Source organism: Streptomyces sp. ITFR-16 (assembly GCF_031844705.1).
GTDB lineage: Bacteria > Actinomycetota > Actinomycetes > Streptomycetales > Streptomycetaceae > Streptomyces.
On the sequence record NZ_CP134609.1, the window covers coordinates 7,600,848 to 7,612,723 of the forward strand.

Here is an 11,876-nt window from a genome sequence, read left to right on the forward strand (position 1 = left end):
AGTGTCCGGACACACCGAGAACGAGATCGTCATCGCCGCGCCCCTGGACCTGGTCTGGGACATGACGAACGATCTGGAGAACTGGCCCCAGCTGTTCAGCGAGTACGCCTCGGTCGAGGTCATCGAGCGCGACGGCGAGCGGACCACCTTCCGCCTGACCATGCACCCCGACGAGAACGACAAGGTGTGGAGCTGGGTCTCCGAGCGCACCACGGACCGCGCCGGGCGCGCCGTCCGGGCCCGCCGCGTCGAGCCCGGCCCCTTCCAGCACATGGACATCCACTGGGAGTACTCCGAGGCCCCCGGCGGCACCCGGATGCGCTGGACGCAGGACTTCGCGATGCGCCCCGACGCCCCGGTCGACGACGCGTGGATGACGGACAACATCAACCGCAACTCCCGCGTCCAGATGGAGCTCATCCGCGACAAGATCGAGCAGCGCGACCGCGAGCGCCGTACGGCGGCGGTCCCCGCCAACTGACGCACCGTCCGACGACGGCCCGCCCCGGCCCCCCGGCCGGGCCCCGGACCGGGTACCAGAAAGGCATCGCCCGATGCACCACGCCCTGATCGTCGCCCGGATGGCACCGGAGTCCGCGCCGGACATCGCCGAGCTGTTCGCCTCCTCCGACAGCGGTGAGCTGCCGCACCTGGTGGGCGTCACCCGGCGCAAGCTGTTCCAGTTCGGCGACGTCTACCTGCATCTCATCGAGTCCGAGCGCCCGCCCGGCCCGGAGATCGCCAAGGTGACCGAGCACCCGGAGTTCAAGAACATCAGCGACCGGCTCACTGCCTTCGTCAGCCCCTACGACCCGCAGACCTGGCGGGGGCCGAAGGACGCGATGGCCCAGGAGTTCTACCGCTGGGAGCGCGACGCCGGCGCGTGACGACGACGACCGCCCCGGGTCCGGCCACTTGGCCGGACCCGGGGCGGTCCCATGTGCCGCCGGGTCCCGGGGTCAGTCGGGGACCACGCACTCGAACGCGTGGAGGTACGGGTTGACCGGCCGGACCTCACCGATCAGCAGCCCGGCGTCCGACAGCCGCTCCACGAGGCTCTGCCGGGTGTGCTTGGCACCGCCGACGTTCAGGAGCAGCAGCAGGTCCATCGCGGTGGTGAACCGCATGGACGGGGTGTCGTCGACGAGGTTCTCGATGACGACGACCCGGGCACCCGGACGGGCCGCCGCGACGACACTGGCGAGCGCCCGGCGGGTGCTGTCGTCGTCCCACTCCAGGATGTTCTTGATGATGTAGAGATCGGCCGCCACCGGAATGCCCTCCCGGCAGTCCCCGGCCACGATCGCCGCCCGGCCGGCCAGCGAACCGCCCTCGCGCAGCCGCTCGTCGGCCCGGGCGATCACCCCCGGCAGGTCCATCAGGGTGCCGCGGACCGACGGGTGCTTCTCCAGCAGGCTCGCCAGGACGTGCCCCTGGCCGCCGCCGATGTCGGCGACCACGGACACCCCGGTGAGGTCGAGCAGCGCGGCGACGTCCAGCGCGGACTGCACGCTGGAGGTCGTCATGGCGCGGTTGAACACCTGGGCGGACTCGTGGGCGTCCTGGTGCAGGTAGTCGAAGAACTCCTTGCCGAACACGTCCTCGAAGACGTTCCCGCCGGTGCGCACGGCGTCGTCCAGCCGGGGCCAGACCTCCCACGTCCAGGGCTCCGTGCACCACAGCGAGATGTACCGCAGGCTCTGCGGGTCGTCCTCGCGCAGCAGCCGGGACATGTCGGTGTGGGCGAAGGTTCCGTCGGCGTTCTCGCTGAAGACGCCGTAGCAGGACAGGGCGCGCAGCAGCCGCCGCAGCGGCTCCGGCTCGGTCTTGACCGCCGCGGCCAGCTCGGCGGCGGTGGCGGGCGTCTCGCCGAGCGCGTCGGCCACGCCCAGCCGGGCCGCCGCGCGCACGGCGGCGGAGCGGGCGGCGCCGAACACGATCTCGCGCAGCCGCATCGCCGGCTGCGGGGTGGGAAGGGGCTGGACGGGAGTGGTGGGGGTGGGGCTCACGGTGGTCATACCGTCTCGCTTCTCCTTGTGCGGGGGGTCACCGGTCAGCACAGCCCGGCCGGTGCGGAGGTCGTGCAGACATTGCCGGTGAAGCGGTTGCCCGTACCGGTGTCCCGGTCGGCCAGGTCCGCCGGCTGATTGCCCAGAACCACGTTGCCGCTGACGGTGTTGTCGGTGTTCTTCGCGCCCACGAAGCTCTTGAACAGCACGACGCCGCCCGAGAGCGGGGTGTCACCCACGTTGTCGCGGATCTCGTTGGACCGCACCTCGGTGGACTCGGTGCCGGTCAGCACGATCCCGGAGCCCTGGATCGCGGGCAGCCGGTCGGTGGCGGCACAGAACTTGTTGTTGCCGGTGATCCGGTTGGACCGGACGCTCATGGCACCGGCCCGCGGGGTGCCCTCGTCGCCCACGACGAACACCCCGCTGCAGTTGGCGGTGAAGTCGTTGTCGCGCACCGACAGGTTCCGCACCCGCCGCGCGGTGAACCCGATCCGGTTGTCCGTCACGGTGTTGCCCCGGACCCGGGTGCCGCCGGTGTCGGTGGCCCCGCCCTCCTCGTCGACGCTGTTGGCGACGAAGATCCCCGCGTCACCGTTGGAGCGGGCGGTGTTGTCCCGGAGGTCGGAGCGGGTGGACCGCTGCTGCGCGATGCCCCAGACGCCGTTGGACGCCGAGGTGACCGACCGGACCTCCAGCCGGTCCGTCCAGGACGCCCAGACGCCGCTGGCGGCGAACCCGGAGACGGCCAGCGACCGGACGGACACCCCGTCCACGGTGTGCTGGGCCGTGCCCAGCACACAGACTCCGTTGCCGGCCTTCGCGCAGGCGTTGTCCGGCTGCGCCCCGCTCGCGCCCGGCACGATGACCGTACGGTCGCCGGAGCCGCGCAGGGTCAGTCCCGGCGTGCTGATCAGCACGCTCTCCCGGTAGGTGCCGGGCCGGACGAGCACGGTGTCCCCGGGCCGCGCCGCGTCGACGGCCGCCTGGATCGACTGGCCCGGCCGCACGACCCGCACGCCCGGGGCGTCGGCGGATGCGGTGGCCGCGGCGGTGCCCAGACCGGCGGCAGAGACGGCGGCGATGCCCACGAGGCAGGTGATGTGTCGTTTCCTCATGAGCCGAAGCTATGGGCGATCACCCCCCGATGCCACGCAGGGTGAGCGGTTGGACACGGGACGCGCCCGAATGGCTTACGCCATCGGGGCCGCCCCGCGTCCGCCGTGCACGCGGGGCCGTGCACTCGGGTGATTCGCGCGCGGTCCGGGCCCGGCGCGGCGGCCGTCTCAGCCCTCGGCCGGACCGGCGGGCGCGACGACCGAGCGGGCCCAGCGGTAGTCCGCCTTGCCGCTGGGGGAGCGCCGGATCTGCGGGGCGATCACCAGACGGCGGGGGATCTTGTACCCGGCCAGCCGGGTACGGCAGTGTGCCTGGACCTCGTCGAGCGAGGGCGCGTCGGCGCCTTCCCGTAGCTGCACCACGGCGGCGACCTGACTGCCCCAGCGGGCGTCCGGGGCGCCCGCGACCAGCGCGTCGTACACATCGGGGTGCGACTTCAGCGCCTGCTCGACCTCCTCCGGATACACCTTCTCGCCGCCGGTGTTGATGCACTGGGAACCCCGGCCGAGCACGGTGACGATGCCCTCGGCGTCGACCGTCGCCATGTCGCCGAGCAGCACCCACCGCTCGTCGCCCTTGCGGAAGAACGTCTGGGCGGTCTTGGCGGAGTCGTTGTAGTAGCCGAGCGGTACGTGACCGCGCTGGGCGATCCGCCCCGGCTCGCCCGGGGCCACCGGCTCGTAGGTCGCCGGATCGACCACCTCGGTACGGGAGTTGACCCGGAGACGAAAGCCGTTCCGAGGGCTTGAGTCGGCCGTCGCGGTGCCGTTGAAGCCGGACTCGGAGGAGCCGAAGTTGTTCAGCAGCATCACGTTCGGCACCAGCGCCTGGAACTCCGCCCGCACCGAGTCGGACATGATCGCGCCGGAGCTGGAGACCGAGAAGAGCGCCGAGCAGTCGGTGCCCTTCAGCGGCCCCTTCAGTGCGTCGATCAGCGGGCGCAGCATCGCGTCGCCCACCAGCGACACACTGGTGACCCGCTCCTTCTCGATCGTACGGAGCACCTCGTGCGGGACGAACTTGCGGTGCAGGACGACTCGTTGGCCGAAGTTGAAAGCGATGAACGCGGTGAGCGTCGAGGTGCCGTGCATCAGCGGGGGAGTGGGGAAGAAGGTGATGCCGTCCCCGCCGGCGGCCACCCGCTCGGCCAGCTCCTGCGGCGTTCTGACGGGGTCCCCGGTGGGTGCGCCGCCGCCGAGACCGGCGAAGAACAGGTCCTCCTGACGCCACATCACCCCTTTGGGCATGCCCGTGGTGCCGCCGGTGTAGATGATGAACTGGTCATCGGGCGAGCGGGGTGCGAAGCCGCGCCCCGGATCCCCGGCGGCCTCCGCCGCGGTGAACGCGACGGCGTCCGGCCCGGTCCACTCCCGCGCGCCCGCGCCGGTCCGCACCAGATGGCGGAGTTTCGGCGCCCGGGGCGCGGCGGCGGCGACGCGCTCGTCGAACTCGGCGTCGAAGACGAGGGCCGCCAGATCCGCGTCCCGGTAGAGGTAGACCAACTCCTCCTCGACGTAGCGGTAGTTGACGTTGACCGGCACGATGCGCGCCTTGAGGCAGGCCAGCACGGTCTGGAGGTACTCCACGCCGTTGCAGAGGTGCAGCCCCAGATGTTCACCGGGGCCGATGCCGGCGTCGACGAGGTGGTGGGCGAGCCGGTTCGCGGCGGCGTCGAGCTGCGCGTACGTGAGCCTGCGCTCGGCGCCCGTACCGGGGTGGTCGAGGTGGACGAGCGCCTCGCGGTCCGGGACAGCGTCGACGACCGATTCGAACAGGTCGGCAAGGTTGTACTCCACCGTTCCTCCTGACCCCGGTTGCTGAGTGGCCCGGCGGTCATTAGAGCGCCGACCGTCACAAGTGGGAAGGGGGCCCGGCGAAGAAATCTGACTGACTGTCAGAAAACTCTTGAACTGCCTCCCCGACTACTGCAACCTGTTCTAGCCGTGAGACGGGAGACAGACCATGGGCGGTACGGAACACCTCACCGTGCAGCGCGAAGGCGCCACACTGGTGCTCACCCTGAACAGGCCGGAGGCCAAGAACGCGCTCTCGCTGCCGATGCTGGTCGGCCTCTACGACGGCTGGCTGGCGGCCGACGCGGACGAGGAGATCCGCTCCGTCGTCCTCACCGGCGCCGGCGGCTGCTTCTGCGCCGGAATGGACCTCAAGGCCCTTGCCGGCGGCGGCATGGGGGGCGAGCGGTACCGCGACCGGATGACGGCCGACCCCGATCTGCACTGGAAGGCCATGCTGCGCCACCACCGGCCGCGCAAACCGGTCGTCGCCGCCGTCGAGGGCCACTGCGTGGCGGGCGGCACCGAGATCCTCCAGGGCACCGACATCCGCATCGCCGGCGAGAGCGCCACCTTCGGCCTCTTCGAGGTCCGGCGCGGCCTCTTCCCCATCGGCGGCTCCACGGTCCGGCTGCCCCGCCAGATCGCCCGCACCCACGCCCTCGAAATGCTGCTCACCGGCCGCCCGTACGACGCCGCCGAGGCGGCCCGGATCGGACTGATCGGCCGCGTCGTCCCCGACGGCACCGCCCTGGACGCGGCGCTCGCCGTCGCCGAGCAGATCAACGCGTGCGGGCCGCTGGCCGTCGAGGAGGTCAAGGCCTCGGTGTACGAGACCGCCGAGATGACCGAGACCGACGGCCTCGCCGCCGAACTGAAGCGCGGCTGGCCCGTCTTCGCCACCGCCGACGCCAAGGAGGGCGCCCGCGCCTTCGCCGAGAAGCGCCCGCCCGTCTACCGGCGGGCCTGACTGCAGGAGGCAACCGTGCCCGACGTCCTCAGCGCACCGCTGGTGGTCGAATTCCCCTTCACCCGCTCCCTCGGCCCGGTGCAGAGTGCCTTCCTCACCGGACTGCGCGAACGCACCGTGCTCGGCGTGCGGACCGGTGACGGCAAGGTCCTGGTCCCGCCCGTCGAGTACGACCCCGTCACCGCGGAGGAGATCCGCGACCTGGTCGAGGTCGCCCCCACCGGCACGGTCACCACCTGGGCCTGGAACCCCCGCCCCCGTCGCGCCCAGCCCCTGGACACCCCCTTCGCCTGGGTCCTCGTCCGGCTCGACGGCGCCGACACCGCGCTCCTCCACGTCCTGGACGCGCCGGGACCCGATGCCGTCCGCACCGGAATGCGTGTCCGGATCCGCTGGGCCGAGTCCCGTACCGGTGCCATCACGGACATCGCCTGCTTCGAGCCCCACGAGGGTGCACCCGGTGTCTCCTCGCCGCACGACGGGGTGTTCGCCGACCCCGTCACCGGCATCGTCACCCCGGCCCGCCTCGACTACACCTACTCACCGGGGCGCGCCCAGAGCGCCTATCTGGAGGCGCTCGCCGGACACCGCGTCGTCGGTGAGCGCTGCCCGTCCTGCCGCAAGGTGTACGTCCCGCCCCGGGGGGCCTGCCCCACCTGCGGGGTCGCCACCTCCGAACAGGTCGAGGTCGGACCGCGCGGCACGGTCACCACCTTCTGCGTGGTCAACATCAAGGCGAAGAACCTCGACATCGAGGTGCCCTACGTCTACGCGCACATCGCCCTCGACGGTGCCGACCTCGCCCTGCACGCCCGGATCGGCGGCATCCCCTACGACCAGGTGCGGATGGGGCTGCGCGTGGAGCCCGTCTGGGCCGAGGGCAGCCGCCACCCCGACCACTACCGGCCCACCGGCGAGCCGGACGCCGACTACGACACGTACAAGGAGCTGGTCTAGATGCGGGACGTAGCGATCGTCGCCTTCGCGCAGACCGACCATCTGCGGCGCACCGACGACCTCTCCGAGGTCGAGATGCTGATGCCCGTCCTGCACCGGGTCCTCGACGCGACCGGCCTGAGGACCAGTGACATCGGCTTCACCTGCTCCGGCTCCAGCGACTACCTCGCGGGCCGCGCCTTCTCGTTCACCATGGCGCTCGACGGCGTCGGCGCCCATCCGCCGATCTCCGAGTCCCATGTGGAGATGGACGGCGCCTGGGCCCTGTACGAGGCCTGGGTGAAGATCCAGACCGGCGAGGCGGACACCGCGCTCGTCTACGCCTACGGGAAGTCCTCGCCCGGCCAGGTGCGCGACGTCCTCACCCGGCAGCTCGACCCGTACTACACCGCCCCGTTGTGGCCCGACTCCGTCGCCCTCGCCGCCCTCCAGGCACAGGCGCTGATCGACGCGGGCGACACCGACGAGGCCGCGCTCGCGGCCGTCGCCGCCCGCAGCCGCCGCGACGCCTCGGACAACCCGCACGCCCAGCTCAGCGGCGCCGTCCCGGCCGGCGAGCGCCTCGTGGGGCCGCTGCGCACCGGCGACTGCCCGCCCGTCGGCGACGGCGCGGCGGCCGTGATACTCGCCGCCGGGGACACCGCACGCGCCCTGTGCGCACGGCCCGCCTGGATCAGGGGCATCGACCACCGCATCGAGGCCCACGGCCTCGGGGTGCGCGAGCTGACCGACTCGCCGTCCGCCCGGCTCGCCGCCGAACGGGCCGGAGCCTTCGAACGTCCCGTGGACACCGCCGAGTTGCACGCCCCGTTCACCTCCCAGGAGGTCGTCCTGCGCAAGGCGCTCGGCCTCGGCGACGGTGTCCGGATCAATCCGTCCGGCGGCGCTCTGGCCGCCAACCCGGTGATGGCCGCCGGGCTGATCCGCCTCGGCGAGGCGGCCGCCCGGATCCACCGCGGCGAGTCCGACCGGGCGCTCGCCCACGCCACGTCCGGACCGTGCCTCCAGCAGAACCTGGTCGCCGTACTCGAAGGGGAGAGCGCTCATGCCTAAGGAGCCCGTGGCCGTCGTGGGCGTCGGCCAGACCAAGCACGTCGCCGCCCGCCACGACGTCTCCCTCGCCGGCCTCGTCCGCGAGGCGGCCGCGGCCGCCCTCCGGGACGCCGGCCTGACCTGGGCGGACATCGACGCGGTCGTCATCGGCAAGGCCCCCGACTTCTTTGAGGGCGTGATGATGCCGGAGCTCTACCTCGCCGACGCCCTCGGCGCGGTCGGCAAACCCCTGCTGCGGGTCCACACCGCCGGGTCCGTCGGCGGCTCGACGGCGCTCGTCGCCGCCAACCTCGTCGCCGCACGGGTCCACCGCACCGTCCTCACCCTCGCCTTCGAGAAGCAGTCGGAGTCCAACGCGATGTGGGGGCTCTCGCTGCCCATCCCGTTCCAGCAGCCGCTGCTGGCCGGCGCGGGCGGCTTCTTCGCCCCTCATGTGCGCGCCTACATGCGCCGGACCGGGGCGCCCGACACCGTCGGCTCCCTCGTCGCGTACAAGGACCGCCGCAACGCGCTGAAGAATCCGTACGCGCACATCCACGACCCGGACATCACCCTGGAGAAGGTCCAGTCCGCGCCCATGCTCTGGGACCCGATCCGCTACTCGGAGACCTGCCCGTCCTCCGACGGGGCCTGCGCCATGATCCTCACCGACCGGGCCGGCGCGGACCGTTCGCCGCATCCGCCGGCCTGGGTGCACGGCGGTGCGATGCGCAGCGAACCGACCCTCTTCGCGGGCAAGGACTTCGTCTCGCCGCAGGCCGGCAAGGACTGCGCCGCCGATGTGTACCGGCAGGCCGGGATCGGTGACCCGCGCCGGGAGATCGACGCCGTCGAGATGTACGTCCCGTTCTCCTGGTACGAACCCATGTGGCTGGAGAACCTCGGCTTCGCCGCCGAGGGCGAGGGCTGGAAGCTGACCGAGGCGGGAGTCACCGAACTCGACGGCGACCTGCCGGTGAACCCCTCGGGCGGGGTGCTCTCCACCAACCCCATCGGCGCCTCCGGAATGATCCGCTTCGCCGAGGCGGCCCTTCAGGTACGGGGACGGGCGGGGGAGCACCAGGTGGACGGCGCGCGCCGGGCGCTCGGCCACGCCTACGGCGGCGGGTCGCAGTTCTTCGCCATGTGGCTGGTCGGCGCCGAACCGCCCGCACGCTGATCCCGCCGCCCCTCCCGGACGGGCCGCATCGCCGCACTCCGCGGCCTGTTCGGGACCGGCGGCGCTCACTAGGCTTTGCCCCGGCCGCAATCGTCAGCGGGAGGAACGGACGTGACGGAGAGCAGGACCACCCCACCCCCCTTCGCCGGCTGGGACAAGCCGGAACTGGACCTGAGCGGCGCGCGGTGGACATCGGGCAGCCAGGGCATCGGCGATGTCCAGATCGCCTTCGTCGAGGGCTTCATCGCCATGCGCAACGCGGGCCGCCCCGGCAGCCCCTCGGTCGTCTTCACCCCGGCCGAATGGCGGGCCTTCGTACTCAACGCCCGTGACGGGGAGTTCGACCTGACCTGACGAGCCGCCTCACGGCCACAGCAGCTCGCGCAGCCAGCCGCCGTCCTGCGCACGGTAGTTGAGCCGGGTGTGCCGGCGCTCCCGGTCGCCCTGCCAGAACTCGACGCTCTGCGGCCGCACCGTGTACAGCGTCCACCCCGGCGGTACGAGATCCGGCTCCCGCTCCAGCCGGGCCAGTGAGGCGCGCACCGCCGCGTCGCGCTCGGCCGGGTCGGTGAGCGGGGTGCTCTGGCGGCCGAGCAGCGCCTCCGCCCTCGCCCCGGCGCCCCGGGCCAGGAAGTCCGCCGCGCTCAGCTCCCTGCTCTCCGCGACCACCGGACCGCGCACCCGCACCTGCCGGGCCAGCGGCGGCCAGTAGAAGGTGAGCGCCGCATAGGGGCGCTCACCGAGATCGCGGCCCTTGACCCCGCCCGTGTCCGAGGCGAACTGCCAGCCCCCGGCGGTGACGTCCTTGAGGATCAGGGTGCGCGCCGTCGGATTGCCGTCCGCGCCCGCCGTGGCGAGGGTCATCGCATGCGGCTCGCGCACCCCGGCCGCCAGTGCGTGCCGCAGCCACGCCACGAACAGCTCGGCCGGGTCGTCCGGCGCCGTGCGCGGGTCGAACCCGGGCAGCTCCCCCTGGAACACCTCGATCCCCCGCAGCAACTGCCGCAGCTCACTCATCCCGGCCTCCCCGTGCTGCCGCCGAACCACACGGCCACGATCTAATGGTTGTGCTTCACGCTAGCATTAGCTCATGTCCGGCACCCGGCTCGCCCTCGACCTGGCCCTCACCGTCCGCCACGACGGCCGGGGCGGCGTCGCGGACGACCTCGACACCCCGGTGGGCCTCACCGCCTGGGTCCGCGACCGGACCGACCTGCTCGGCCGGCTCCCGCTGCCCGGGGACTGGACCGCCGGGGACGCCGACCTCGACGCCGTACGCGCGCTGCGTGGCGCGGTCCGGGCGCTCTTCGCGCACGCGGTGCGCCCCGGTGCGCCCAGCCCGGCGGACGCGGACCGGCTGATCCCCGTCGAGGAGGCGCTCGCCCGGCTCAACGCCGCCGCCGCGGCCGTGCCCGTCGTGCCCCGCCTGGACTGGCCGCCGGACGGTGAACCCCTCGCCCGGCACCGTCCTGCGGCGGCAGCGGCCGGACCCGCACTGCCCGCCGCCCTCGCCCGCGCCGCCATCGCCTTCCTCGCCGGACCCGACCGGGCGGCCCTGCGCGCCTGCCACGCACCCCGCTGCGTGCGCTACTTCCTCAAGGAGCACCCGCGCCAGGAGTGGTGCAAGCCGTCCTGCGGCAACCGGGCCCGGGTGGCACGCCACCACGAGCGCCACCGCACACCGTAGGTAGCGTGGGGGCGTGACAGGTGAAAGCGATCTCCGAGTCCTGCTGAGCGGGCTGCGCCCGGAGCTGCACCCCGGCCGCTATGTCTTCGCGACCGTGCCCGGCGGTGCCGTGCCCGAGGGCACGGCACCCGTCGTCACGGTCCACGAGAGCGAGGGGCTCACCCTGGTGCTCCCCCAGGAGCAGGCCGAGGCCGCGGGGCTGGCGCACTTCTTCCCGGCGGGCTGGATCACGCTCCGTGTGCACTCCGCACTCGACGCGGTCGGGCTGACCGCCGCCGTCTCCCTCGCCCTCACCGACGTCGGGATCAGCTGCAACGTGGTGGCCGGCTTCCACCACGACCACCTCTTCGTCCCGCACGACAGGGCCGCCGACGCCGTCGCCGTACTGGAGACGCTGGCGGCGGAGTCGCGCATCGGCTGAACGGGGCAGGTGTGACGGCCGGGGCGGCGGTGGCGCAAGGGCGGCGGCAACGGCGGTGGGCTTACGGGCCCGGCTCGGCGAGGTGGGCCAGGACACGTAACATGTCTGCATGTCCTTCCTCCGCCGCCGTAGTGCCGCCACCCCCGCGGGCCCCGACTTCGACGTCCTGGCCATGGACCCTGGTGACTGGCCCGGAAACCTCGGCGCCGGTCTGCTGCCCGCGCCCGACGGCAGTTGTCAGGGCGTGTTCCTCCGGTACGACCTGTTCGGCGGCCGGGGCCCCGCGATGATCATCGGCAACCTCCCGGAGGGCTCGCCCGCGCGCGAGACCGAGGAGGGGCAGGTCCCCTTCGAGGTGGCCCAGCTGCTGCTGGCGCTGGAGAACGACGAGCCGGTCGAGGTCACTGGCACCGAGGACATGCCGGTGATGCAGGGCGACAACCTGCTGATCGTCCGCCGGGTGAAGCTCTCCGAGAGCCGGATTTCCTGCGTGCAGTTCGACCGCAGCGACGGTGTGCTCGTGACCATCGCGAGCTGGGACCGGCCGATCACCGACGACCTGTACACCCTGCTGAAGCCGCTGCCCGCGGAGCTCTTCCAGCAGGACTGAGCCGGCACCGCCCGCCCGCCTCCTCCATGCCACCGCGGCCTCTGTCCAAGAGGCCGCTTTGTCATGCCTCTTGTCCGCACAGTCATCGGACCTCTAGC

At 72.6% G+C, this 11,876-nt stretch carries 14 protein-coding genes; 10 read left to right on the plus strand and 4 right to left on the minus strand.

What is annotated here, in order from left to right:
• The first annotated feature begins 1 nt into the window (after position 1).
• Positions 2–481 carry an SRPBCC family protein gene (locus tag RLT58_RS33575; protein WP_311314129.1) on the plus strand — a complete coding sequence of 160 codons (480 nt, stop codon included), beginning with the start codon at positions 2–4 and terminating at the stop codon, positions 479–481.
• A 73-nt stretch (positions 482–554) separates the two neighbouring features.
• Positions 555–887 carry a TcmI family type II polyketide cyclase gene (locus RLT58_RS33580; RefSeq protein ID WP_311314130.1) on the plus strand — a complete coding sequence of 111 codons (333 nt, stop codon included), beginning with the start codon at positions 555–557 and terminating at the stop codon, positions 885–887.
• Between the two features lie 72 nt (positions 888–959).
• On the opposite strand, the gene RLT58_RS33585 is transcribed toward RLT58_RS33580, so the two are convergent.
• The 3 genes from RLT58_RS33585 to RLT58_RS33595 form a co-directional block, all read right to left on the minus strand.
• Entirely contained in the window at positions 960–2,018 is a 1,059-nt protein-coding gene (locus tag RLT58_RS33585; RefSeq protein WP_311314131.1) for a methyltransferase, read from the minus strand.
• A gap of 35 nt (positions 2,019–2,053) precedes the next feature.
• Positions 2,054–3,127: a right-handed parallel beta-helix repeat-containing protein gene (locus tag RLT58_RS33590; protein WP_311314132.1), complete on the minus strand. Its 1,074-nt coding sequence runs from the start codon at positions 3,125–3,127 to the stop codon at positions 2,054–2,056.
• A gap of 168 nt (positions 3,128–3,295) precedes the next feature.
• The gene (locus RLT58_RS33595) at positions 3,296–4,924 is read right to left on the minus strand and encodes an acyl-CoA synthetase (RefSeq protein WP_311314133.1); all 1,629 of its coding nucleotides are present in this window, start codon (positions 4,922–4,924) and stop codon (positions 3,296–3,298) included.
• Between the two features lie 166 nt (positions 4,925–5,090).
• Between RLT58_RS33595 and RLT58_RS33600 the strand changes: the two genes are divergently transcribed.
• From RLT58_RS33600 to RLT58_RS33620, 5 genes are all read left to right on the plus strand, one after another.
• Positions 5,091–5,891 carry a crotonase/enoyl-CoA hydratase family protein gene (locus RLT58_RS33600; RefSeq protein ID WP_311314134.1) on the plus strand — a complete coding sequence of 267 codons (801 nt, stop codon included), beginning with the start codon at positions 5,091–5,093 and terminating at the stop codon, positions 5,889–5,891.
• 15 nt (positions 5,892–5,906) lie between these two features.
• Positions 5,907–6,848, plus strand: coding sequence for a Zn-ribbon domain-containing OB-fold protein (locus RLT58_RS33605; protein WP_311314135.1), 942 nt, complete (start codon positions 5,907–5,909; stop codon positions 6,846–6,848).
• Positions 6,849–7,901, plus strand: coding sequence for a thiolase family protein (locus RLT58_RS33610; RefSeq protein ID WP_311314136.1), 1,053 nt, complete (start codon positions 6,849–6,851; stop codon positions 7,899–7,901).
• Positions 7,894–9,060, plus strand: a complete 1,167-nt coding sequence (locus RLT58_RS33615) for a thiolase family protein (protein WP_311314137.1) — start codon at positions 7,894–7,896, stop codon at positions 9,058–9,060. The genes RLT58_RS33610 and RLT58_RS33615 overlap by 8 nt, the downstream gene beginning before the upstream one ends.
• A 111-nt stretch (positions 9,061–9,171) precedes the next feature.
• Positions 9,172–9,414, plus strand: a complete 243-nt coding sequence (locus RLT58_RS33620) for a DUF397 domain-containing protein (RefSeq protein ID WP_311314138.1) — start codon at positions 9,172–9,174, stop codon at positions 9,412–9,414.
• Positions 9,415–9,423: 9 nt separating this feature from the next.
• Here the strand turns inward: RLT58_RS33620 and RLT58_RS33625 are convergent, their stop codons facing one another.
• Positions 9,424–10,077, minus strand: coding sequence for a pyridoxine/pyridoxamine 5'-phosphate oxidase (locus tag RLT58_RS33625; RefSeq protein ID WP_311314139.1), 654 nt, complete (start codon positions 10,075–10,077; stop codon positions 9,424–9,426).
• 73 nt (positions 10,078–10,150) lie between these two features.
• On the opposite strand from RLT58_RS33625, the gene RLT58_RS33630 reads away from it, so the two are divergent.
• From RLT58_RS33630 to RLT58_RS33640, 3 genes are all read left to right on the plus strand, one after another.
• Positions 10,151–10,747 carry a CGNR zinc finger domain-containing protein gene (locus RLT58_RS33630; RefSeq protein WP_311314140.1) on the plus strand — a complete coding sequence of 199 codons (597 nt, stop codon included), beginning with the start codon at positions 10,151–10,153 and terminating at the stop codon, positions 10,745–10,747.
• Between the two features lie 13 nt (positions 10,748–10,760).
• Positions 10,761–11,168: an ACT domain-containing protein gene (locus RLT58_RS33635; RefSeq protein ID WP_311314141.1), complete on the plus strand. Its 408-nt coding sequence runs from the start codon at positions 10,761–10,763 to the stop codon at positions 11,166–11,168.
• A gap of 109 nt (positions 11,169–11,277) precedes the next feature.
• Positions 11,278–11,778: a hypothetical protein gene (locus RLT58_RS33640; protein ID WP_311314142.1), complete on the plus strand. Its 501-nt coding sequence runs from the start codon at positions 11,278–11,280 to the stop codon at positions 11,776–11,778.
• The last annotated feature ends 98 nt before the right edge of the window (positions 11,779–11,876 follow it).